General features: G+C 63.0%; 19 protein-coding genes and 1 pseudogene. 5 read left to right on the plus strand and 15 right to left on the minus strand.

Annotated elements, in window-relative coordinates:
* Positions 1–56: 56 nt before the first annotated feature.
* Complete coding sequence (locus I6L38_RS14820) at positions 57–3617, plus strand: ATP-binding cassette domain-containing protein (protein WP_216988678.1); 3561 nt, start codon at positions 57–59, stop codon at positions 3615–3617.
* Between the two features lie 55 nt (positions 3618–3672).
* Here I6L38_RS14820 and I6L38_RS14825 read toward each other — a convergent pair whose 3' ends face one another.
* The 6 genes from I6L38_RS14825 to trmB form a co-directional block, all read right to left on the minus strand.
* Complete coding sequence (locus I6L38_RS14825; protein WP_010632998.1) at positions 3673–3882, minus strand: YgdI/YgdR family lipoprotein; 210 nt, start codon at positions 3880–3882, stop codon at positions 3673–3675.
* 114 nt (positions 3883–3996) lie between these two features.
* Entirely contained in the window at positions 3997–5178 is a 1182-nt protein-coding gene (locus I6L38_RS14830; protein WP_017788335.1) for a S8 family peptidase, read from the minus strand.
* A 119-nt stretch (positions 5179–5297) separates the two neighbouring features.
* Positions 5298–6590 (minus strand): sulfurtransferase, encoded by a 1293-nt coding sequence (locus I6L38_RS14835; protein ID WP_216988679.1) that lies wholly within the window; start codon positions 6588–6590, stop codon positions 5298–5300.
* A 28-nt stretch (positions 6591–6618) separates the two neighbouring features.
* Positions 6619–7539, minus strand: coding sequence for a glutaminase B (glsB, locus tag I6L38_RS14840; protein ID WP_026142053.1), 921 nt, complete (start codon positions 7537–7539; stop codon positions 6619–6621).
* A gap of 123 nt (positions 7540–7662) precedes the next feature.
* The gene (locus tag I6L38_RS14845) at positions 7663–7995 is read right to left on the minus strand and encodes a YggL family protein (RefSeq protein ID WP_005297793.1); all 333 of its coding nucleotides are present in this window, start codon (positions 7993–7995) and stop codon (positions 7663–7665) included.
* Positions 7996–8009: 14 nt separating this feature from the next.
* Positions 8010–8723, minus strand: a complete 714-nt coding sequence (trmB, locus tag I6L38_RS14850) for a tRNA (guanosine(46)-N7)-methyltransferase TrmB (RefSeq protein ID WP_017410916.1) — start codon at positions 8721–8723, stop codon at positions 8010–8012.
* 348 nt (positions 8724–9071) lie between these two features.
* On the opposite strand from trmB, the gene I6L38_RS14855 reads away from it, so the two are divergent.
* Both I6L38_RS14855 and I6L38_RS14860 read left to right on the plus strand, forming a co-directional pair.
* The gene (locus I6L38_RS14855; RefSeq protein ID WP_017763961.1) at positions 9072–10139 is read left to right on the plus strand and encodes a M28 family metallopeptidase; all 1068 of its coding nucleotides are present in this window, start codon (positions 9072–9074) and stop codon (positions 10137–10139) included.
* 194 nt (positions 10140–10333) lie between these two features.
* Positions 10334–11515, plus strand: a complete 1182-nt coding sequence (locus tag I6L38_RS14860) for a PLP-dependent aminotransferase family protein (protein WP_017788332.1) — start codon at positions 10334–10336, stop codon at positions 11513–11515.
* A 64-nt stretch (positions 11516–11579) separates the two neighbouring features.
* On the opposite strand, the gene I6L38_RS14865 is transcribed toward I6L38_RS14860, so the two are convergent.
* Positions 11580–13112: a cyclic diguanylate phosphodiesterase gene (locus I6L38_RS14865; RefSeq protein WP_216988680.1), complete on the minus strand. Its 1533-nt coding sequence runs from the start codon at positions 13110–13112 to the stop codon at positions 11580–11582.
* A gap of 246 nt (positions 13113–13358) precedes the next feature.
* Between I6L38_RS14865 and I6L38_RS14870 the strand changes: the two genes are divergently transcribed.
* A complete protein-coding gene (locus tag I6L38_RS14870) occupies positions 13359–14264 on the plus strand; it encodes a TIGR01777 family oxidoreductase (protein WP_216988681.1) in 906 nt (301 codons plus the stop codon).
* 93 nt (positions 14265–14357) lie between these two features.
* Here the strand turns inward: I6L38_RS14870 and I6L38_RS14875 are convergent, their stop codons facing one another.
* Complete coding sequence (locus tag I6L38_RS14875; RefSeq protein ID WP_054545482.1) at positions 14358–16805, minus strand: ABC transporter permease; 2448 nt, start codon at positions 16803–16805, stop codon at positions 14358–14360.
* Complete coding sequence (locus I6L38_RS14880; RefSeq protein ID WP_201881359.1) at positions 16805–17527, minus strand: ABC transporter ATP-binding protein; 723 nt, start codon at positions 17525–17527, stop codon at positions 16805–16807. Before I6L38_RS14880 ends, I6L38_RS14875 begins: the two co-directional genes overlap by 1 nt.
* Here I6L38_RS14880 and I6L38_RS14885 point away from each other — a divergent pair.
* Positions 17526–18125, plus strand: a complete 600-nt coding sequence (locus I6L38_RS14885; RefSeq protein ID WP_126881207.1) for an arylesterase — start codon at positions 17526–17528, stop codon at positions 18123–18125. The two genes, I6L38_RS14880 and I6L38_RS14885, sit on opposite strands and share 2 nt — an antisense overlap.
* 85 nt (positions 18126–18210) lie before the next feature.
* Here I6L38_RS14885 and I6L38_RS14890 read toward each other — a convergent pair whose 3' ends face one another.
* The 6 genes and pseudogenes from I6L38_RS14890 to groL form a co-directional block, all read right to left on the minus strand.
* On the minus strand, positions 18211–19155 hold the full coding sequence (locus I6L38_RS14890) for a chemotaxis protein CheV (RefSeq protein ID WP_005297781.1): 945 nt from the start codon (positions 19153–19155) through the stop codon (positions 18211–18213).
* A gap of 331 nt (positions 19156–19486) precedes the next feature.
* Positions 19487–19883, minus strand: a pseudogene (locus I6L38_RS14895) (IS3 family transposase); the annotation flags it as partial.
* 116 nt (positions 19884–19999) lie between these two features.
* Positions 20000–20188, minus strand: coding sequence for a hypothetical protein (locus I6L38_RS14900; RefSeq protein WP_080628999.1), 189 nt, complete (start codon positions 20186–20188; stop codon positions 20000–20002).
* Positions 20189–20245: 57 nt separating this feature from the next.
* Positions 20246–22177, minus strand: a complete 1932-nt coding sequence (locus tag I6L38_RS14905; protein ID WP_017785684.1) for a bifunctional diguanylate cyclase/phosphodiesterase — start codon at positions 22175–22177, stop codon at positions 20246–20248.
* Between the two features lie 23 nt (positions 22178–22200).
* Complete coding sequence (locus tag I6L38_RS14910) at positions 22201–22698, minus strand: molybdopterin-binding oxidoreductase (RefSeq protein WP_021464683.1); 498 nt, start codon at positions 22696–22698, stop codon at positions 22201–22203.
* A gap of 95 nt (positions 22699–22793) precedes the next feature.
* The gene (gene groL, locus I6L38_RS14915; protein ID WP_043170383.1) at positions 22794–24428 is read right to left on the minus strand and encodes a chaperonin GroEL; all 1635 of its coding nucleotides are present in this window, start codon (positions 24426–24428) and stop codon (positions 22794–22796) included.
* Between the last annotated feature and the right edge of the window lie 12 nt (positions 24429–24440).

Consider the following 24440-nt stretch of genomic DNA (forward strand, 5'->3'; position numbering starts at 1 on the left):
GCGGCCCATGAGCCGCCCCGCCCCCTGGAAGCAGCACAAAATAATAAGGACACCCATTGGATCATCCGGAAATATCGGCCGGCTGGCTGAGCCGCCTCTTCTATCACTGGACCGGCCCGTTGCAGCGCAAGGGGCTGACCGAGCCCCAGGTCAACCTCGACGATCTCTATCCCCTGTTGCCGGAAGACAGGCGCGATGGCCGCGCCGACGCCTTCCTCGCGCTCACCGCCGCCCAGCCGGTGCGCCCCTGGCCCATCACCGCCTTTATCTGGCGCCAGTATCGCGGCCGCATCGGCCTGCTCACCCTGCTGCAGCTGCTCGGCATGCTGGCCACCCTGGCCAGCCCCTGGCTGCTCAACCACAGCATGACCCAGCTTGGCACCGGCGCTGACACCGGCCACAAGCTGTTGCTGGCCCTGGCCTTGTTCGCCTCCGTGCTCGCCTCCGGCATGCTGGCGGAGCACTCGCTGCAGCTGGCACTCAAGATGCACGTGCCCATCCGCCGCCTGTTGGCCGAGTCCCTGCTCGCCAAGGTGATGAAGCTGGGTGGCAAGAGCTTCGACGACCGGGCCGGTGGCCGGGTGCAGAACCTCATCAACCGGGACGTGTGGGACATCACCTGGATTCTGGCCGACCCCGCCATGCCGCTCACCATGCTGCTGCAACTGCTCGGCACCATCGCCCTGCTGGTGTGGCAGGTGGGCAGCGCCGGCCTGGTGGGCTTTGCGGTGCTCACCCTGCTGCTGCTCATCTCTACCCGGGTGGTGCGACGCATGAATCAGCAGGAGCAGCAGCTCAAGCGTCAGCAGGACGAGCGCAACGGCATACTGGCGGAGTACATCAAGAAGCTGCGGCTGGTGCGCCAGAACGGGCTCGGTGCCTTCTTCACCCGGGCCGCCGGCCACAAGCGCCAGCAGGAGCTGGGGGTGCTGGGGCGGGTGCTCAGGCTCGATGCCATCAACGAGAGCCTGATGTTGAGCACCCCGCTGCTGGTGACCCTGGCCACCTTCACCACCTATCTGGTCTCGGGCAGAGAACTCACCCTGCCCCAGGTGTTCACCACCATCGCCCTGTTCACCGTGCTGCGCATCCCCATGATGCGGCTGCCCTACCTCATCCGCACCCTGATCAACTTCAACACCGGCTTCAACCGGCTGTGCGAGTTTCTCAACAGCCCCGAGCAACACAGGGATCTCACCGACCCCAGCTTGCCGGTGGGCGGCCTGCGGCTCGACAACGTCACCGCCTTGCACCAGCAAAAAACCGTGCTGCAGGGAGCCAGCCTGTTTATCCAGCCGGGGGAACTGGTGGGGATCACCGGCGCCACCGGGGCGGGCAAGAGCTGCCTGCTGCACCTGGTCGCCGGCTTTGACGACAGCTTCGAGGGCAGCATCCGCCGCCACGGCCGGGTCGCCCATCTGGGCCACAAGCCCTGGCTGATGAACGACACCATCCGCAACAACATCCTGTTTGGCCAGCCCTGGCACGCCGAGCGCTATCGCTGGGTGCTGGGGGCCTGTGCGCTGGGCGCCGACCTCGAACTGCTCAGCCACGGCGATCAGACCCTGGTGGGCGAGCTCGGCACCCGCCTCTCCGGCGGCCAGCAGCAGCGAGTCGCCTTGGCCCGCGCCCTCTACGCCCAGGCCGACATCCTGCTGCTGGACAACCCCCTCTCGGCGCTCGACCCCATCGTCTCGGCCCAGGTGCTGCAGCGGGGGCTCGCCTTCAAGCCGGGGCCGACCCGGCTCCTTGTCAGCCACGACCCGGACGTGCTGGCTCACTGCGATCGGGTGATCCGCATCGAGCAGGGCGAACTGGTGGAGCTCGATGCCCACCAGCTGGCGGATCTTATCCAGCATCCCCAGCCCACCCCGCCGGTGCCGCCCCAGGAGGCGGAGCAGTTCAATGAAGAGAAGGTGGTGGAGGGCAAGGTGGACTGGGGGCTGTTCGGTTTCATGTGGCAGCGCCTGGCCGCCCCCGGCGCCATCCTGCTCGCCCTGCTGCTCACCCTGGGTCAGGAGGGGCTGCGCATCGCCTCGGATCTCTGGCTCGGCGGCAAGGCCGGGGTGACCGAGGTGAGCGAGCTGCTCGGCATCTATGTGCTGCTTGGAGCGGGCTCCCTCACCTGCATCATGGTGGTGCGGGTCATCAACTACAAACTCGGCCTTAAGCTGGCCTGGACCCTGTTTGACGGCATGCTGGGGCGCATCAGCCGCGCCCCCATGGCCTTCTTCGACAAGGTGCCGCAGGGGCGCATCCTCAACCGCTTCGACCGGGATCTGGGGGAAGCCCAGGAGATCCTGCTGTCGATGCTGATGGGGCTGTTCGGCATGCTGGTGTCGGTGGCGCTGCAGGTGGTGGTGATCGGCGTCAACATGCCGCTGTTGCTGCTCATCGCCCCCCTGGTGGGCTGGGCCCTCTACGTGCTGCAGCGCCGCTACCGGGCGGTGCAGCTCAAGCTGCGGCGGCAAGCATCGGTGCTGCGCTCGCCGCTCTATATCAGCATCAGCGAGACCATCCGCGGCGCCCCCGCCCTGCGCCTGGCCGGGGCCGAGCGCTTCGCGCTGGATCAGGTGCTGCTGCACTATGACAACAACCTGCGCAGCTGGTACACCACCACCTCCATCAACCGCTGGCTCGGCATGCACCAGACCCTGCTCTCCGCCGCCCTGGTGGGCGCCGTGGCGCTGATGGTGGCCTTTGGCAACAGCTCGCTGCTGGGGGCCGTGGCCATCACCTACGCCTTTACCGCCTCGGCCATGCTCAACTCCCTCATCCGCACCTTCGCCGAGGTGGAGCAGGTGATGAACGCGGTGGAGCGGGTGCGCGAATACAGCGAAATAGAGAGCGAGCGCCAGGAGGGGGAGGCCCTCGCCACCCCTCATCCCAAGGTGCGCTTCGACAACCTGGGGCTGCGCTATCCCCAGGCCAGCCAGTGGGCGCTGCACAAGGTCAACTTCGAGCTGGCCCCCGGCGAGAAGGTCGGCGTGTGCGGCCGTACCGGTGCCGGCAAGAGCTCGCTGCTGGGGGTGCTGCAGGCCATGTATCCCGCCACCCAGGGGGAGATCTACTACGGCGAGCAGCCGCTCTCCCGGCTGGCCCCGGAGGCGGTGCGCGATCTCTACGACACCGTCTCCCAGATCCCGCTCACCTTCTTCGGTACCCTGCGGGCCAACCTGGCGCCCCTGACCGAGCATGACGACGCGGCACTGGAGCAGGCACTGGCCCGGGTGGGGCTGGCCGAGCGCTGCGCCGGCCGGCTGGACGAGGAGCTCGACAAACTGCAGCTCTCCGCCGGCGAGACCCAGTTGCTGGTGATCGCCCGCATCCTGCTGTCGCGCCGCCCGCTCATCGTGCTGGACGAGGCCACCTCGGACCTCGACCACGGCGGCATGCGCAAGATGGCGGAGCTGCTCTATCGCTACCGGCCGAAGGCCAGCTACCTGGTGATCGCTCACCATCTGGAGCCGCTGCTGTCGGTGGACAAGGTGGTGGTGATGGAGGCCGGCACAGTAGTGGAGCAGGGCTCGCCGGTCAGCCTGCTGGCCAACTCCCACTCCCGCTTCCATCAGCTGTTCGTGGGTCAGGTGAACCGCCAGGTGTCCCAAACGGCCTGAGCACCAAAAATGACAAGGGCTGCCCGCGGGCAGCCCTTGTTGCTTGAGCAGAGCCTCAACGCTCCATGATCTGGGTGACGTCATCCTTCTTGATCATCACCTCCCGCCCCTCGGTGTCGTAGTAGCGGTACATGCCGGTACTCTCATCCAGCTTGGGTTTGCTGTCGGTGGTGATCATCTTGCCATCCTTGGTGCTCATGATGTATTGCGAGCTGCACCCCGCCAACGCCAGGGCACACACCAGGATCATCATCAGTTGCTTCATCGCCTGTTTCGCCTCCCGCTTCACCCTCACCACGAGGGTGGTGACTGAAGCCTAGCTCAACCAGATGAGCTCGTTTGCCGCCCTTGCCGCAACGGGATCAACATCAAGAATCAGTTACTTGCGCCCACCCGGTTTGCTACTGCCACCACCTCCGGTCCCGGACCCACAGCCAAGCGCCAGCTTGTCAGCGGCCGCCTTCGCCTGCACCAGACCGTAGCCGAAGCTGTTGTCGCGCCCCAGCGCCCCCAGATCCTGGGCGCTGCTGCGCAGGGTCTGGCGCAGCTGATCGTTGCTGCACTCCAGTCGCTGCGACCAGACCAAGGCGGCCACCCCGACCACGTGTGGCGTCGCCATCGAGGTGCCGCTGTAGTAGGCGTACCCGGTCGGCACTGTGGAGAGCACAGAGACACCGGGGGCGGCCAGCTCCACCTGATCGTTGCGCTGGGAGAAATAGGCCAGCTGCTTGTTGGCATCGATGGCGGCCACGCTCACCACGCTGCTGTAGGAGGCCGGATAGGACTTGCTGGTGTTGCCCGCATTGCCCGCCGCCGCCACGCTCAACACGTTCTGGCTGTAGGCCTGGTTGAAGGCTCTCTCTTCGGTCTTGCTGGGCACGCTGCCCCCCAGGCTCATGTTGATGACCATGCGGGTGAAACCGCGGCTGCTCATCCCCTGCTTGCAGGCATTGAGCGCCCCCACCAGGTTGGAGGAGTAGGCCCAGCCGTTGGCCCCGAACACCTTGACGATCTGCAGCGGCACGCTCTGGTTTGGCAACACCCCGAGCACGCCCTGATCATTACCCCCCACGGCGGCTATGGTGCCCGCCACATGGGTGCCATGGCTGTTCTCGTCGCTGTCCCAGTTGCCGGTACCGACATCGTCATAGCCCTGCACCTGGGGGCCGTGGGGCAAGTCCGGGTGGCCGCCGCTGTAGCCCGAATCTATGATGCACACCAGCACTTCGCCGGCGGCGGCATCGCTCAGTTGCGGCGCCTGCACCATGGGAATGCCGTAGGGCAGGGTTTCGGCGCTGACATAGCGCTTGGCATCCGGCTCAACCCAGAGCACGTTGGGATTGCGCGCCAGCGCCGTGGCGGCGGCCGATGGCAACCAGAGCGCCAGGGCATTTTGCTCCTTCAGCGCCAGGGCCAGCTCGCCGCCCATTCCCTGGCTCTGGGCCAGTACGGCCGCCTCCGCCCCCGGCTTGAGCTGCACCAGATAACGCGCCCGCTCGGCGGCCATCGCCCCCTGTCCCAGCACGCCCGCGACCAGCAGACCTATCCATATCCGTTTCATCAGTCACTCCTCACGTCGATCTGATATCCCTTCGCAAAAAGTGTAGTGTCCCCTCGCCCGTGCTACGAATACGGCAACAAAAAGGCCGGACATGAGTCCGGCCTGCTCTGGATTATCAATTACTTGGCTGGCTTGCGCTCGCCGGTAACCGTGGGGTTCTTGGGATCGGCACTCCACTCGTACCAGCCGCCGTCGTAGACGCTGATCCGTTTCCAGTCCATCAGCCAGGCGTAGAAGAAGGCCTCGGAGGCGCGCCAGCCGGTACCGCAGTAGAAGGCGGCCTGCTGGGTCGGCTCTATGTTCCACTCATCCCACATGGCGAGGATCTCGCGGGCCGGCTTCATGGTGCCGTCCGGGTTGTGGAAGTCGCTCATGCTGTTGGCATCCACACCACCACGACCCCACTTGGCGCCCGGAATGTCGCCTTTCGGCTTGATGTAGCTGTAGCCGGAGGTATTGCCGACGAACTCGTCCCAGGTGCGCACGCTGACCAGGGCGCCGTCGGGCTGCTTGAGCAGCTCTTTGGCCTGACTCAGGGTGGTGTAGTACTCGGGATGGGCCGGGATGGCGACGCCAAACTCCTTGGCCGGCTTGAAGGTGTTGGCCAGCCCGGTCTCGGTGCGCAGGTGCTGCACGAACCAGGCATCCAGGCCGCCGTCCAGCAGTCGCACGTCCTCGACGCCCGCATACATCATCAGGTGGGCCGCGCGGGCCGCCGCCATGGTGTTGCGACCGTAGAGGATGACGGTGGTGTCGTGCCGGATGCCGTTCTCCAGCAGCAGCTTTCTGAGCGCCTCGTCAGAGACCTTGTTCCACAGCGGCTCCTCTTCCAGCCGGTTGGTGTCGATGTAGCCGGCCCCCGGGATATGGCTCAGCAGATAGGCCTTGGGTGAACCCCACGCCACCTCGAACAGCTTCCAGTCGCCCTTGGGCGCAGCCACCACCGGCTTGCCCTCCTGCAGATCGGCCAGCCAGCGCGGATGGACCAGCTGCTGCCAGCGGGCCAGATGCTCGCGCGGCGCACTTTTCCAGCCCTGCAGCTCGAACAGCTGCTTGATGCCCTGCTGGCGCAGCAGGCGGGCCACTTCAGCCACCTCGCGCGGGGCACCGTAGAGCGCTACCGGCCGATCGGCCTGCAGCCCCTTGGTCGCCAGCGCCGCCGGCCACTCTTCATCACTGTACTTCCAGTCGGCGGAGAGGTTCTCGGCACCGGCCACGTGGCCGCCCTGCTGCTCGCCCTCCATGGGCCAGCCCTGATAGAAGTAGCTGGCGCGGGTATCCAGGATGACCGCCGCCTTGGCCTTGGCGTCAGCCAGCGAGAGCGGTGGCAGCTCGGCTGCCAGGGTCGGCAGGGCATGCCAGAGCAACAAGGTCGCCAGGGTGGCCCGTAACAAGCTCATTATTCGTTTCATGGTGATCTCTCGATTCAGAGTGACAAGGTTAAAAAATGGAGCGGCCCAGACGCTCGGCCAGCAGTTCCAGCGCGGCCGTGCCCGCCAGCGAGTTGCCCGCCTTGTTGAGCTCGGGCGACCAGACACAGACGCACAACTCCCCCGGGATGAGGGCGATGATGCCGCCACCGACCCCCGACTTGCCCGGCATGCCGACCCGATAGGCGAAATCCCCCGCCTCGTCATAGAGGCCGCAGGTAGCGAGCAGGGCGTTGACCTGCTTGGTGGTACGGGCCGGCAGCAGCGGGGAGCTTTCTCCAAGCGGCACGCCGCGGTTGGCCAGATAGATGAAGGCCCGCGCCAGATCGACGCAACTCATGCGGATGGCACAGGCATTGAAGTAGCTCTGCAGCACCTTGTCCACTTCGTTCTCGAAGTTGCCATAGGCCTTCATCAGATAGGCGATGGCCGCATTGCGGGCAGAGTGCTGATATTCGGAGCGGGCCACTACCTGATCCGCCATGATGGCCGGGTTGCCCGAGAGGCGGCGGACCAGCTCCAGGGTGCGCTGACGCGGGGCGGTAAGGCGGGTTTCCAGCAGATCGCTCACCACCAGGGCACCGGCGTTGATGAAGGGGTTGCGGGGAATGCCCTGCTCGAACTCAAGCTGCACCAGGGAGTTGAAGGGCTGGCCAGAGGGTTCCTTGCCGACCCGGGCCCAGATCTCCTCCTCCTGATAGAGGGTGAGCGCCAGGGTCAGGCTCAAGGCCTTGGAGATACTCTGGATGGAGAAGGGCTCGAAGGCGTCACCTGCAGTGAACAGCTCCCCTTCGACGGTACAGACGGCGATCCCGAGCCGATCGGCCGGCACCTGGGCCAGTGCGGGAATATAGTCGGCCACCTTGCCCTGTCCGAGCAGCGGGCGCACCTCATCCAGGATGCTGGCCAGTAATTCGGATGACAACACCATAAGCGATTCCATAACTAACGTGGAGATCCCATCACCACCGACAAAAATCCCGCCAGCGGCGGGACTTGTCTATCTGCTGTCGCAGGCTGTCGAACCGGGGCGCCTGCCACAGCCGGCCTGATATCAGGCGGGTTCGCCGTACCAGAGGTCGAACAGCTCAGAAACCACCACGGCTTCCATCCCCTTGCCTTCCAGCCAGGTTTTGACGGCGGCGCGGTCTTCTTCGCTGCACTTGCCCAGCTGCTGGGTGCAGATCATCCCTTCCCAGGCCAGGTGGCCGGAACCGGCGAAGGCCAGTTTGCGGGGTTCGATCACTTCATCGATCATCGCATCGACTACGGCATCGATGGTCTCTTCGGCAGTGCCGACCGGGAAGTTGAAACTGATGTCGAAGCCCATTTCCTGGAATTCATCGACGCGCAGTTTCTTGCGCAGGCGGCGGCTACGGTTGGCCATGATAGCTCCTTCAGTTAGTTGACACGTTTGAAAATCAGATCCCACACCCCGTGACCGAGACGGTGGCCACGTTGTTCGAATTTGGTCAGCGGACGCCAGTCGGGACGCGGCACCCAGTTGCCGGTGGCGGAGGTGTTCTCGTAGCCCTCGGCGGCGCTCATCACTTCCAGCATGTGCTCGGCGTAGTTCTCCCAGTCGGTGGCCATGTGGAACACGCCACCGATGGCCAGCTTCTGGCGAATGTCCTGGGCAAAAGCCGGCTGGACGATGCGGCGCTTGTGGTGACGGCTCTTGTGCCAGGGGTCCGGGAAGAACAGCTGCAGGCAGGCGAGCGAGCCGTTCGGGATCATGTGCTCCAGCACCTCGACCGCGTCGTGACAGATGACACGCAGATTGGTGACCCCCGCTTCCTGGGCGGTGCCCAGGCAAGCACCGACACCCGGTGAGTGCACTTCAATACCGATGAAGTTCTTCTCGGGGGCATTCTTGGCCATCTCCACCAGGGAGGCGCCCATGCCAAAGCCGATCTCCAGCACCACAGGGGCCTCCCGGCCAAACAGGGCAACCAGATCGAGCGGCTCCGGTGCGAAATCGATGCCCATGACCGGCCACAGCTCCTCCAGAGCCTTCTCCTGCCCTTTGGTCAGGCGGCCTTCGCGACGGACAAAGCTGCGGATCTTGCGCATGAACTTGCCGTCTTCGTTAAATACATCTTGGGTCACAGGCATAATCAAATTGCTCGTTTATTGCATCGGTCTGGGTCACAGACGACATAAATGGATTGCTAGCTATCTCGTCGTGCTGGTCACAGACGACCGAGATGAATTGCTCGTTGTTTCATCGCTCCACCTCGCCGATGAACGCGAAATTGCTCGTCATTTCATCGCTTGGCGAAACAGGGTAGCGAATTATCCCAAGATAGGCCCAAGGCGCAAGTGTTTCACGCAACAAATCCCCCGACACAGACCAATTCCGCCACCGCGATTGACAAATGCCACCCCGTTCACAGAATCTGCCGGGGCTCGGGCGCATCCTGACCTGCGCAAATAAAACCATACACAACAAAGGATTGCAGTATGAAACACACAGCATTGGCGTTTGCCATCACAGCCCTGCTGGCCGGGTGCAACACCTCCAGCAATGATTCACAGGCCCCCTCCGCCGCCGAGCAGGCCTATGAATACCTGGTGCAGCTGAGCTCCACCGCCGAGGGGATCGGCGCCAGACCCACCGGCAGCGAGGCCGAGACCCGCGCCGCCGCCTGGATCCAGGACCATCTGGCCGGCTGGGGCTACGAGGTGCAACGCCAGCCCTTCACCTACACCCAGAGCGGAACCAGCAAGGCCTCCCAGAACCTCGTCGCCGAGCTCAAGGGCAAGAGCGACAAGGTGATCCTGATCGGTGCCCACTATGACAGCACCGGCGACAAGCAGGGCTCCGAGGGGGCCACCGACAATGGTGCCGGGGTCGCAGCCCTCTTGGCGGTCGCCGAAGCACTCAAGGGGCAGACCCTGCCCTACACGGTACGCTTCGCCTTCTTTGGCGCCGAGGAGAACGGCCTCAACGGCTCCAAGGCCTATGCCGCCAGCCTCGACAGCGCCGCCGTTGCCAAGCTGCTGGCCATGGTGAACTACGACACCATCGCCGGGGGCGACCTTGTCTACGTTCACTCGGCCCACTCCAACGTGGCCAAGTACAAGTGTGCCGACCCGAGCCGCTACAGCTTCGATCCCAAGGTGCGGGATCGCCTGCTGGCCATCTCCAAACAGACCGCCACCCCGTTTGCCATTCATCCCAGCTATGATGGCTACCCTGAGGGGGAGACCGGCGGCTGGTCCGATCATGCGCCGTTCGCCTGTCTGGGGGTGCCCGTCGCCTACGTGGAGGCCACCAACTTCACCATCAACGGGGAAGATGGCTATGACGGCTACTCCCAGACCACCAATCCGGCGCTGTGGGACTGCTACGACGAGGCCACCAAGAGCGCCTGCGATCGGGGCAGCGAAACCCAGTGGGGCAAGATCTGGCATACCCAGTATGACCGTCTCGACAAGATGGCCGAGCTGTTCCCGGGCCGGGTACAGCAGCAACTCGGCGCCAACACCGAGCTGATGCTCCGCTTCCTCAGGGAGCCGGGGCTGTAACTCTGCCATCTCGCCGCTGAACCGGGGCTTTTACGCCTCGCGGCCTTCCCCGGCCGATAAAATTCGGGCAGGTGCCAAACCTGCCCTTTTTTATCGATTTTTGTTACAGCCATTGCCTCATTTTTTAAATCTGATACAAACGGATAACTTGGCGGTCGAATGGAGCGACCGCTCACCACGCCAGAGAGAATCCTATGCAGCCCTTTTTTGCCCAGCGCTTCGAGAAGGTAGAACCTTCCTTCATCCGCGAGATCCTCAAAGTTGCCGCCAATCCGGAGATCATCTCCTTCGCCGGCGGCCTGCCCAATCCGCACCTGTTCCCGGTCAAGGCCATCGAGCAGGCCTGCCAGGACGTGCTGCGCGAGCAGGGCGCCGCGGCCCTGCAGTATGCGGCCACCGAGGGCTTCGCCCCGCTGCGCCAGTACATCGCCGACCGCTATCTGGCCCGCCACGGCATGCAGGTCAATCCAGACAACATCCTCATCACCAGCGGCTCCCAGCAGGCGCTGGATCTGCTGGGCAAGGTGCTGATCGACGAGGGACAAGACCTCATCATCGAGGAGCCTGGCTATCTTGGCGCCATCCAGGCCTTCTCCGTCTATCAACCTGCCTTCAAGCCCATCACCCTGGGTGAAGAGGGGCTGGATCTGGCGGCGCTGGATGCGCTGCTGGCCAGTGGCTCCAACGCCAAGCTGCTCTACGGCGTGCCCAACTTCCAGAACCCGAGCGGCGTCTCCTACAACCGCGCCAACCGCGAGGCGCTGGCCGAGCGGCTGGTACGCCACGAGCTGCTGATGGTGGAAGACGACCCCTACGGCGAGCTGCGCTTCGAGGGCGAGCACCTGCCCCCCATCGCCAAGCTGGCGCCGAACAATACCGTGCTGCTCGGCTCCTTCTCCAAGACCGTCGTCCCGGCCTTCCGCCTCGGCTGGATGCTGGTGCCGGACTGGTTGCGCAAGAAGGTCACCATCGCCAAGCAGGCCACCGACCTGCACAGCAACGCCTTCAGCCAGCAGGTGCTGCACCGCTTCCTGATCGACAACTCGCTGGACGCCCACCTCGAGAAGATCAAGGAGGTCTATGGCCGCCAGCGCGCCGCCATGGAGGCCGCCCTGGCCCGTCACTGCCCGCCCGGCGTCAGCTATACCCGACCGGAAGGGGGCATGTTCCTCTGGCTGACCCTGCCCGCCAGCGTCAGCGCCATGGCGCTGTTTGACGAGGCGATCAAGGAGAAGGTGGCCTTCGTACCCGGCGCTCCTTTCTATGTGCGCCCCGAGATCCAGAACACCCTGCGCCTGAGCTTCTCCTGCGTGGATGAAGCCACCATAGAGGAGGGGGTCAAGCGTCTGTGCCGCGCCCTCGCCCGCATGCTCTGACAGGCCTCGGGATGAAAAAAACCAGCGACCAAGGTCGCTGGTTTTTTATGGGTGGCGGGCTGGCTCAGGCCTTCGCCAGCAGGGCGGCAAACTCCTTCATCGGCATCGGCCGACCAAAGAAATAACCCTGCAGGAAGGTCACCTGACGCGCCCGCAGATAGGCGGCCTGCACCTCGTTCTCCACCCCTTCGGCCACCAGTTGCAGACCGAGCCGGGTCGCCAGATCGATGACGTTCTCGACGATGTGGCTGGAGAGGGCATCCGAGCCGATCATGCCGACGAAGCTCTGATCGATCTTGAGAAAGTCCACCTGGAACTGCTGCAGGTAGGTGAGGCTGGAGTGGCCGGTGCCAAAGTCGTCGATGGCGATGAAGACGCCCAGCTGATGCAGCTCGGCAAACAGCCGGTCGGTCGTCTCGTCCGCCACGATCAGCTCCCGCTCGGTCAGCTCCAGCACCAGCTTGACGGGGTTCTCCCTAAACGCGTTGATGAACTGGCGACAATCCTCCACCAGGCTCAGATCCTTGCAGTGACTGGCGCTGATGTTGAAGCCGAAGTGGAACCCTCTGGGCAGGCTGTGCACTCGGCCTGCGAACTGTTCGCGCACCTGCTCCATCAGCAGGCGGGTCATGGGCACGATGAGGCCGCTGTCTTCGGCCAGCGGGATGAAGCGATCCGGCGAGATGAGGCCCTGGCGCGGATGCTGCCAGCGCATCAGCACCTCGCAGCCGCTCCAGTGGGCGTCGTCACCGGTCACCACCGGCTGCAGGTAGGGGATGAACTCCCGCTGATCCAGCGCCCGCCGCAGCTCCTGGGAGGGAGAGGTCGAGCGGCCGGTCAGCCAGTAGACCAGACAGCCCACCACCAACCCCAGCAGGGGATAGATGATGAGGCTGGCGCGGGAGTAGGTCCAGATGTGGCTGCCGTACTCGTCATAGGAGAGCTCGGTGACGACCCGAAACGGGTACTTGCCGGAGACCTGCTCCAGCGAGCCCAGCACCACGGGCGGCACCTCGTCATGGATCTGGCCGTTGGCCAGCATGCTCTGCGCCCCGATCACCAGGGTCAGCGGCGAGTTGCGGCTGAGCATGTCGAGGATGTTGTGCAGATAGTAACCGTCGACCCCGACCAGCACGCTGTACTCCCCCACCGGCTGGCGATAGACCACCAGAGGCCGATCCGGGGTCACCGGGTTGCCCCGCATCAGATCCAGCTGGCCGTTGGCGTAGTCGGCCAGCTTGAAGGGGCCATGATAGGAGCCATAGAGCGAGGTGCAGTAAACCACTTCCCCCCTGGCCAGGTTGACGGTGCGCACGTCCGGTATGGTGGCCACCTGATCCCGCAGCCCCTGCACCACCTCCTCGCAGGGACGCCCGACGCTGCCCTCTACCATGGCGGCCGCCTGGTGAGCGTGATCCAGGGTGCGCTCCAGCATGTTGCGAGCATGGAGCAGGCGCTCTTCGGCATCCTGTTTCATGCCGGCAAAAGTCTGCCAGGAGACGATCAGCACGCCGAGCAGCAGGGGCAGCAGGCCGGTCAGCAGTGCCGCCCCCAGCCGGGTATAAAACTGGCGCAACCTCAAACGACGAAACGGCATAATCCCCCTCGCTGCAACGGTGAAAAGGCGGACGAGTCTACTCCTATCCCCTTTCCTGACAAGCATCTTCTGATGCATTGGACAACAGGGCAAGGCGCCCCGTCAGGGCAGGCGGCATGACGGCTCACACTCTGGGTGAGCGCCGCCCACGTCTGCAGTGACGATTATAATCTTTGCAAAAACAGTTGCTTGTTCATCTTGCGCAGGCCCACTAGAGTAGAGCCAACAGCGTCAGGGAGTCTGGATATGAAAATATTGATCACAGGCGGGACGGGCTTTATCGGTCGCCGCCTGGTGGCCCACCTCAAGGTGGCGCACGAGGTGCTGGTGCTGACCCGCCAGGGCAGCCGCGCCTACGATCTGCTCGGCCACGACGTCAAGCTGATCGATACCCTGGACCGGCTCGACAACCTCAACGACGTGGATGCGGTCATCAACCTGGCGGGAGAACCCATCGCCGCCGGCCGCTGGAGCGAGCGGCGCAAGCAGCAACTCTGCGACAGCCGCTGGCTGCTGACCGAGCAGCTGGTCGATCTCATCAAGCTCTCCGACACCCCGCCCAGGGTGCTGATCAACGCCTCCGCCATCGGCTGGTATGGCCGCCAGGGCGATGCGCCGCTGGACGAGCAGTGCCAGACCCCTCACGACGAATTCACCCATCAGCTCTGTCAGCAGTGGGAAACCCTGGCCCGCGAAGCCCGCGGCACCCACACCCGGGTCTGCATCGTGCGCATCGGGCTGGTGCTCGGCACCGACGGCGGCGCCCTGCCCAGGATGCTACCTCCCTATCGCCTCGGCCTCGGCGGCCCCATGGGCACGGGAAACCAGATCATGAGCTGGATCCACATTCAGGATCTGGTGCGCGCCATCCTGTTCCTGCTGGATCACGAGGAGTGCGACGGCCTCTTCAACGGCACGGCGCCCCAGCCGGTCAGCAACCGCGAGTTCAGCCAGACTCTGGCCGGCACCCTGCACCGGCCGCACCTCTTCTTCGTGCCAGCCCCCCTGTTGCAGCTGCTGATGGGCGAGGCGGCCGATCTGCTGCTCACTGGCCAGAGGGTGCTGCCGACCCGTCTGCAGCAGGCCGGCTTCCACTTCACCTACCCGGAACTGCCCCAGGCCCTTACCAATCTGCTCAGCACTCCCCGCTGACCGGGCTCATCAGCCAACCGGATAACAATCAGCCCGGCCATTGGCCGGGCTGATTGTTGTTGTGCCTCGCGGCATCCGCGCAGGATCTGGTGCTCAGAGCAGGCCCTGCCCCAGTCCCCGCAGCCGATCGCTCAGGGTGCCCGCCAGCAGCTGGCGCTGCATGCCCTGCCCGGCCAATGTCACCAGCACGGCCCCCAGCAGCGGCAGACCGGCCCAGATGGCCCAGTGGAACTGCCACTGCCCCTCGAACCACCACCACTGCAGGCCGAAGGAGCAGAGCTCGACCACCATGGCGGCGCACAACCCCGCCAACAGGCCGCTGGCAACCAGCTCCCAGCGCAGCATCTTCCTGAGCAGCTCGCTGCCGGCCCCCAGGGTGCGCATCAGCAGCAGCTCCCGGCGCCGGTGGGCCATGCTGGCCTGGGTCTGGGTCAGCAGCACCAGCAGCGCCGCCACCGTCACCAACCCCAGCATCAGCCCCAGCGCCCGGCTCACCTGATCCGACACCGCCGTCAGCCGCACGATCAAATCGTCCACATCGATCAGGCTCACCGTGGGGTGCCGGCGGATCAGCTCCACCTCGGCCACCCGGCCCTGCTCCGGCAGACGATAGCTGCCGAGCCAGGTCTGGGAGAAGGGAGCCAGCACGTCCGGCGAGAAGATCATGTAGAAGTTGGGGCGCATGTTGTCCCACTTGATGGCCCGCAGGCTGGTCACCTTCGCCTTGAAGCTGCGCCCCTCGATGGTAAAGCCCAGGGTGTCGCCGAGCGCGATGTCGAGTCGCTTGGCCAGATCCTTGTCTACCGATACCTGGCCGGGGCCATCCAGCCAGCGTCCTGCGGTCAGGGTATTGTCTGGCGGCAGGGTGGCGGTGGTGGTGAAGTTGAGCTCGCGATTGACCCCCTCGCGGCCATCTTCATCCGTGTCGCGCACCGCCTCGCTGGCGATGCTGACCAGCCGGCCACGGACCATGGGGTAGAAGTCCGAAGTCACGGCCCCCGCCTGGCGCAGATCGGCCAGGATCCCCTCCCGCTCCCCGTCTGCCACGTTGACCAGGAAGCGGTTGGGGGCATCAGCCGGCAGCCGGGCCGAAAACTCGCCGAGCAGGTCGACCCGCGCCGCCCAAAGTAGACCGAACAGCATGAGTGCCAGCGCAAAGCCCGCCAACTGGAACAGACCACTGCCCCGCTCGCGGGAGAGGTGGCTGATGGCCAGCCGCAGCGCATGGGGCCCCTGTACCCGGCGCCCCAGTCGCAGCAGCAGGGAGGCGATCACTGCCAACAGCCCCATCAACAGACCCATGCCGCCGATCAGCCCCAACGCCAGGGTCGCGTCGGCGGTGAAGCCCCACACCAGCCCAAACAGGCCGAGCAGCGCCACCGGCAGCGCCAGCCAGGGCGGGATCCCCGCCTCCAGCTCGCGGCGCAGCACCCGCAGCGGCGGCACCTTGAGCAGGCGCAGGAAGGGCACGAAGGCCAGCAGCAGGGTGATGAAGAAGGCCACTGCCAGCCCCAGCGCAAAGGGGCGCCACGACGGCGGCGGCAGATCGGCCGGCAGCAGGTTGCCCAGCAGATGCAGGGTCAGCCACTGCATGGCGCTGCCCGCCACCAGACCGAGCAGGGCGCCCGCCAGGGTCAGCGACAGCAGCAGGGTGCCCATCAGTTGCCAAAGCGTGCGCCGCGACGCGCCGAGCGTCTTGAGCAGCGCCACCATGTTGGTCTGGCGCTCGGCAAAGTGACGGACCGCGATGCCCATGGCCAGCGCCCCCAACAGCACCCCGGCCAGGGAGGCGAGCCGGAAGAAGCGCTCGGCATTGGCCAGCGAGCGGCCAACCTGGGAGCCCTGGTCGTCCGGCTTGATCAGCTTCTGTCCCGCCTTGAGCCTGGGCTTGAGCCAGCGTTCATACTCGGCCACCTGCTCGCGGGTGCCCTTGAACAGGTAGCGCCACTGCTGGCGGCTGCCCGGCAGCAGGGCACCGGTCGCCTCCACATCGGCGCTGTGGATCAACGCCCTCGGCGCCAGCAGGAAGGGGCTGAAGCCCTGATCCGGCTCCTGACCCAGCACTCCCGCCACCTTGAGCACCGTATTGCCCACTTCCAGCTCATCCCCCGGCTTGGCCGCCAACAGCTGCATCACCCGGGCGGAGAGCCAGATCTCGCCAGGCGCCGGTGCCCGCTGAGGGGTCAACTCCAGTTTGCCGTAGAAGGGGAAATCCTCAGGCACGGCGCGGATGGACGCCAGCTGCAGGGCATCCCCATGAAACAGCATGCTGTTGAAGCTGACCGTGGTCTGCACCGCCAGACCCGTTTTGGCCGCCTGTTCGAGCCAGACGGCCGGCGCCGGCGTGGCCGAGCGCAGCGCCCGGTCGGCACCGATAAAGTCTCGCCCCGAGGCTTTGAGCCCGGCATCCAGCCGATCAGCCACCAAGGCCACGCTCAGTACACAGGCCACACTCAGCGCCAGCGCCAGCACGAACCAGCGCAGCTCGCCGTTGAATCCTTCGCGCCGCAACAGGCGCAATCCCAGTCGCCACTGACTCATCACAGCTCCCTGACTCTTGCTGCAGAGGCGTCTTCGGATGCTGACGCATCCGCCTCCAGTCGCCCCGCCGCCATCACCAGCTGCCGCTGGCAACGCCGGGCCAGGTCGTGATCATGGGTCACCACCACGAGCGTGGTGCCGTGCTCGCGGTTGAGCTCGAACAGCAGCTCGATCACCCGCTCCCCGGTCTTGCTGTCGAGGTTGCCGGTGGGCTCGTCGGCCAGCAGCAGACTGGGTCTCGTCATAAAGGCGCGGGCGATGGCCACCCGCTGCTGCTCGCCGCCGGAGAGACGCGGTGGCAGATGGTGCAGCCGTTCACTGAGGCCGACCGCCGCCAGCAACTCGCGGGCCCGCGGCTCGCAGCGGGTCTCGCCGCGCAGCTCGGCTGGCAGCATGACGTTCTCCAGCGCACTCAGGGTGGGCAACAGCAGGAAAGACTGGAAGATGAACCCCACCTGCTCGGCCCGCAGCCGGGCACGCCCCTCCTCGTCCAGTTGCAGCAGCGACTGGCCGAGGATCTCGATATCCCCCTGGCTCGGCAGATCCAGCCCGGCCAGTAGCCCCAGCAGGGTGGACTTGCCGGAGCCGGAGGCACCGACCAGCGCCACCGTTTCGCCGCTATTGACTTGCAGGTCGATCCCTTCAAGGATGGTGAGGCTTTCCTGGCTCAGGCGCACTGTCTTGCCCAGGCCCTTGACGTTGATAATGGGAGTTGAATTCATGACGCGTTTCCTGTTTGCCTTGTGCTGCCTGGTGTCATCGGTGCAGGCCCAGACCTTGCTGGTGCTGGGCGACAGCCTGAGTGCGGGTTATCAGATGCCGGCGGAGCAGAGCTGGCCTGCCCTGCTCAATCAGAAATGGCAGCAGCAGGGGGGTAAACATCAGCTTATCAATGCCAGCATCAGTGGTGAAACTACGCAAGGGGCGCTGGCTAGATTACCCGCCCTGCTCAAGGAACATCAACCGGACTGGGTGCTGATCGAACTGGGTGGCAACGATGGGCTACGCGGGTTTGCACCGACCATCACCCGGGACAACCTGGCCAAGATGGTGGCCCTGACCAAAGCGCAGCAGATCAACACTGTACTGACCCAGATCCAGCTGCCCCGCAACTACGGCGCCCGCTACCTGCGCCAGTTCGAGCAGATCTTCCCGGAACTGGCCAGCGCCAATCAGCTGCCGCTAATGCCCTTCTTCATGGATGATATTGCGCTGCGCCCTGAACTCATGATGAACGATGGCATCCACCCCACCGCCGCCGCTCAGCCGCAGATCCGCGACCGGGTGGCCAGCTTCATCGAGCCGCTGCTGACCCAATGAACCCGCCATGGCGCCTCGTCCGCCATCCGGGTCTAACGGCCCAATAAAAAATCCCGCCTTGGCGGGATTTTTTATTGCTCCTGAATCAGCGCTCCAGGATCTGGCGCAGCCGCTCCTGAGCCACGCCGACCAGCAAGTCTGGCTGGAACTTGGAGATGAAGCGATCGCAGCCCACCTTCTTGACCATGGCCTCGTTGAAGTTGCCGCTCAAAGAGGTATTGAGGGTGATGAAGAGATCGGACATGCGAGCATCGCTGCGAATTTCGTGGGTCAGCCGGTAGCCGTCCATCTCCGGCATCTCGGCATCGGTGATCATCAGCAGGATCTCGTCGGTCACCTTCTTGCCCGCATCGCACCACCCCTTGAGCAGATTGAGCGCCTGCAGGCCATCCTGGCATTCGATCACCTCCAGTCCCAGCTGGCCGAGGGTCTCGCGCACCAGGTTGCGGGCCGTGCTGGAGTCGTCGACGATGAGCACCTTGCGGCCGTGCATTTCCGGCAGGATATCCCGATCCAGCACCTCTTCCGAGATGCGGATGTCGTAGGTGATGATCTCGGCCAGCACCTTCTCCACGTCGATGATCTCGACAATCTGATCGACACCGTCCTCCGGAATGCGGGTGATGGCGGTCAGGTAGTTCGCCCGCCCGGCCGAGCGCGGTGGCGGCAGTATGTCCTTCCAGGTCATGTTGACGATGTTGGCCACCTGGCCGACCAGAAAGCCCTGAATGGTGCGGTTGTACTCGGTGATGATGAGGTTGGATTCGGCATCGATGGGCATGGGGCGCATGCCGATGGCGCTGCGCAGGTTGATCACCGGAATGGAGGTGCCACGGATGTTGGCCACCCCGCTGATGTTGTGGTGTGCACCGGGCATCTTGTTGAGGTGAGGCAGCTTGACTACTTCCCGTACTTTGAACACGTTGATCGCAAACAGCTGCTGGGATCCCAAACGGAACATCAACAGCTCCAGGCGGTTCTCCCCTACCAACTGGGTACGCTGATCCACCGAATCCAATATGCTCGCCATATAAAGCCCTTACGTCCGTTGCCCGAGTCTCGCCATAGTATAGAAGGGTCAGAATCCCAACACGACCCGTATTCTTATCCTATGTCGGCCAGATGATGGCTGAACTTGATTAAAAAAAGCGAGACCCCGCTCGCGCCCATGCTCTCTTCAAGCCTGTCAGTAATTATTCATCTCAAGACTTACTATTCCAGGTCAACTCGGAAAGGAAACAAGGGGTTCACCCAGTTCTATTGCATGCATAGTTCTGAAAGAGGTTTATACATTTTCAGCTAACTTTTTGTTACTCAGCCGCTTGATGCGCCGCATCGGGGATGATTAGGCCACTACAAACCCTGACGATGGTCAGCCTGTTGGCTTGCTGCTGCGAGAGGATCTGCCGGGTCGCTTTTTACGATAGAAACGCCGTAGTCATTCTTCAGTACATCGACAACTGCCTCAAAGAACTGGGCCTTCTGGCTCATCTGCGCCAGCTGCTGCTCGAGCTCCTTGATACGCTGTTCAGGCGTCAGGTTGTCGGGGTCAGGCATGGTGATACTCCTGCCGGCTAGCACAGAAGCCCCTTGGTTCTAATCCTTCCGACCATGTTTACGCAACCATACCAGAACGGTGGAGCGATCCTGAATGCCGTAATGCGACTGTGCCTGTTTGTAGGTGAGCTCGCCTTTTTCAATCTGTTCGACCAGCGCCAGTTTAAAAGTCAGCAAGTAATCGAGCTGTGTTCGTTTCACACCTTATCCCATCAGAAGCTCCATTTATTCGGGAAAGAAGGTGTAAACCATATTCAGGACGTGACACAGGTATAAAAAAAGCCCCCATCGACGAGATGGGGGCTTTTTCGTTAGGGTCAGACGCGAATATCGATTTTACTTCCCAGAGAAGCGTTGGCCGATGTCGGTGCAACCGGTGCTGATTGAGCCGCTGTTTGCAGCAGTTTCAATGCAGATTCACCTTCTTGGGTCTGCTGTTTCTTGGCCAGGCTGGCCGTCATCAATGCAGAACCAAATGACGCAGATGCAGAACTAGATATATCCATGGTGTACCTCCTGCCCTAAGACTATCGGCCATCTTAGGCCAGACATGAGCACTTTGGCTAAATTAAATACGCCTTGTCGGGTTGACGCCGCTCCAGCCACTCCTCTTCCATCTCCAGCAGGGTCTGATAGACCTTCTCCGCCTGCTCCGGACGGCTGAACAGATAACCCTGACCATAGAGATGGATGTCGGTCAAGGTGCGCAGCACGTCGAGCTGGGCCTGGGTTTCAATCCCTTCGCACACCAGACTCTTGCCCAGCATGGAGCCCATCCGGCAGATGTTGGCGACCAGCTCGGACGCTTCGATGGAGGTATCGATCCCCTGAATGAAGGAGCGATCGATCTTCACCTTGCTGACCGGCAGTTTCTGCAGATAACTGAGGGACGAGTAGCCCGTCCCGAAGTCATCCAGCGCCAGCTGTACCCCTTGCTGGTTGAGGTCCTGCATCAGCTGCAGGGAGTTTTTCACCTCGCGCATGGTGGTGTCTTCCGTCACTTCCAGCACCAGGCTGGCAGCCGGGATATGGTGGTCCATCAGCGCCTTGGCCACCAGCTTCAGCAGGTTGCGCTGATACATGCCGGGAGAGATGTTCACGCACATCTGCAGATCCACCAGGCCCAGCTGCTGCCATTGATAGAGCTGCTCACAGGCGGTGTTCAGCACCCAGCTACCCAGCTTTTCGGCCAGCTGAAACTCTTCGGCGACCTGGATCACCTCGTTGGGCGGGATGAAACCAAGCTCAGGGTGACGCCAGCGCAGCAGGGCCTCGACCGCCTCGCAGCGGCCGCTTTCCAGGTTGACGATGGGCTGGTAGTAGAGCTCGAGCGCATTGTGCTCCAGCGCCATGATCATGTCGCTGGCCAGATGCTTGCGGCGCGCTGTCTCATTGAGCAGCGAGCTGTCGTAGATGACGTACGGCACATGGGTCTTGCGGCTGTGGAACAGTGCCTGCTCGGCCCGGCTGAGCAGTTCCTGGGCTTGTTTACTGTCCATCGGGAAGAAGGCGATGCCGATGCCCACCTCCAGCCGGAATGGATAGTTGTCGATGATGATGTCCTGCTTGAGCGCGTGCAGCAGACGGGCTACCAGCTCCCTCACCTGACGCAGATCACTGCTCTCGCGCTGGATCATAGCGAACTGGTCACCGCCAAGCCTGGCCACCCACTCACCGTTTTCACACAGGCCGCGCATCCGTTTCGCTAGCTCCTGCAACAGGAAGTCACCGGTGTTGTAACCGAACTTGCTGTTGATGTCGCGAAAGTCATTGATGTCCACCAGTACCAGACCAAACGGCGTCTCCTTGCTGGCGTAGGATTCCATCTTCTCAAGCAGGGCCAGACGATTGGAGAGCCCGGTCAGGGGATCTATCCGTGCCACTCTGAAATGGCGGCGCGCCTCGCGGATCAGCAGACCGCTCAGCAGCATCACCGACAACACCAGCCCGGATACCATGAACAGCAGGGCATTGCGCAACTGGCCGAAGCGCTTGTCATTGCCCGAATAGACATTGATGTTCTTCTGCATCACGGAGGCGAGGGAATAGGAGAGTGGTTCCTGCAGAGGCGACAGCCGCATCATGATCTGCTGATAATCCGGCGTTCCCGACTTCAGGTTGGTGATGTTGGGCTCCATCTCGCGGATATTGCTTTCGATCAACTGCACAAGCCGCAGAGTCTTCTGCTTGTCCTTCATGCTCTGACGCAGCTGGCCGCTGAGCAGGATGGGGGTGCGGCTCCAGAGGATGTCGTAGCGCAACATCAGGGTATCGTGATCGATACCACCATAATGGTAAATCTCGACGGAGTTGAGGAAGCGCCCCAACTCCAGTTGCAACTGCATCAGGGCCCAGGAGACGTCATAGGTATACTTCTCCATCACCCGGGTCGCATTCTGTATTTGTGCGAGGCAATACAGAGTGCTCCCGGTGAACAGCAGGATGGATAGATAAAGAACGATGAGTAAAGGCCACGCCTTGGTCTTTGCTTTCACTCGTGCTCCCAGAAGCCACTACATCAATGCTGAATATCAATGGCATTCAATTGCCAAATCATCATGTCGGTAAACTCCGAGCGTTTCAGCTCGGGATATTGATCCAGCGGTAGGATAAACCAAAGCGGTCCCTTATTCCGTACCCGCATGGTGACCCCATCATCTTGCCAGGCCAGAATCGGGTCGTATTGCTTGACCTTATCCCAGTTGAGCCTGATCTGAAAACTGTTCAATGCGGTCAAGGTGATCGCCTTGCCATCCGCGCCGACGGCGGCCAGCAGATCGGCCAGCTTGGGGCCCACATATTTGTGCGGCTTGTCGACCCAGGGGTTGGCGGTCACGATCTCGTGCTGCGGCAAGGCTTTGAGCATCGCCAGATCGAAGGAGACCACCCCTTCGGTCGCTTCCGCCGGTTGTACATTGCCGGTCACCTTCAGGATGACGGGACCTTGCGGCGTTTCCAGCGCCATTACCGGCATGGCCAGAGAAAACAGTAATGAAATCAAACCCAGTACACGCATGTTCACCTCGGATAAAGTCACTGACAATAGACTCAGTCTAGTCGCCATAAAAAAAACGGCCCGCAAAAGCGAGCCGTTTGGTAACCCGGGCTGAATTACATCATGCCCATGCCACCCATGCCGCCCATGTCAGGCATGGCAGGGGTATCTTTCTTCGGCAGCTCGGAGACCATGCACTCGGTGGTGATCATCAGACCGGCAACGGAAGAGGCAAACTGCAGGGCAGAACGGGTCACCTTGGTCGGATCCAGGATGCCCATGGCCAGCATGTCGCCGTACTGTTCGGTGTAGGCGTTGTAGCCATAGTTGCCTTCGCCGTTCTTCACCGCGTTGGCGATGACGGAGGCCTCTTCACCGGCGTTGATGACGATTTGACGCAGCGGAGCTTCCATGGCGCGCAGAGCAACCTTGATACCCACGTTCTGGTCTTCGTTGTCACCACGCAGACCGGTCAGTTTGGCGGCAACGCGCACCAGCGCCACACCACCACCGGCAACCACGCCTTCTTCCACCGCAGCGCGAGTCGCGTGCAGGGCATCGTCGACGCGTGCTTTCTTCTCTTTCATCTCGACTTCAGTGGCAGCACCCACCTTGATCACCGCAACGCCGCCAGCCAGTTTGGCTACGCGCTCTTGCAGCTTCTCGCGGTCGTAATCGGAAGAGGTCTCTTCGATCTGCTGACGGATCTGGGCCACACGGCTCTCGATCAGGACTGCATCACCCACGCCATCGATGATGGTGGTGTTCTCTTTGGTGATGACGATACGCTTGGCACGGCCCAGGTCTTCCAGGGTCGCTTTTTCCAGCTCCATGCCCACTTCTTCGGAGATCACGGTACCGCCAGTCAGGATGGCGATATCCTGCAGCATGGCCTTGCGACGGTCACCGAAGCCCGGCGCCTTGACGGCAGCCACTTTCACGATGCCACGCATGGTGTTGACCACCAGAGTCGCCAGCGCTTCACCTTCAACGTCTTCGGCGACGATGATCAGCGGCTTGCCAGCCTTGGCCACGCCCTCCAGCACCGGCAGCATTTCGCGGATGTTGGAGATTTTCTTGTCGACCAGCAGGATGAAGGGGTCGTCCAGCTCGACGGCACCGGTTTCCGGCTTGTTGACGAAGTACGGGGAGAGGTAGCCACGGTCGAACTGCATACCTTCAACCACAGCCAGCTCGTCTTCCAGACCCTGACCGTCTTCTACAGTGATGACGCCGTCACGGCCCACTTTGTCCATGGCTTCGGCAATCAGCTTGCCGACTTTCTCGTCGGAGTTGGCGGAGATGGTGCCTACCTGAGCGATGGCGTTGTTGTCTGCGCAGGGCTGAGACAGCGCTTGCAGCTCGGCAACGGCGGCTACCACGGCCTTGTCGATACCGCGCTTCAGATCCATCGGGTTCATGCCGGCGGCAACGGCCTTCAGGCCTTCGTTGACGATGGCCTGGGCCAGTACGGTCGCGGTGGTGGTACCATCACCGGCGGCGTCGTTGGCCTTGGAAGCGACTTCCTTGACCATCTGGGCGCCCATGTTCTGGAACTTGTCTTCCAGTTCGATTTCGCGAGCGACGGAGACGCCATCCTTGGTGATGGTCGGAGCGCCGAAAGATTTGTCCAGCACCACGTTGCGGCCTTTCGGGCCCAGGGTCACCTTGACGGCATCGGCCAGGATGTTGACGCCTTCCAGCATCTTGATGCGGGCTTCGTTGCCAAACTTGACTTCTTTAGCTGCCATTTTGTTCAGTCC

It is taken from the genome of Aeromonas sp. FDAARGOS 1408, assembly GCF_019048665.1.
GTDB lineage: Bacteria > Pseudomonadota > Gammaproteobacteria > Enterobacterales > Aeromonadaceae > Aeromonas > Aeromonas dhakensis.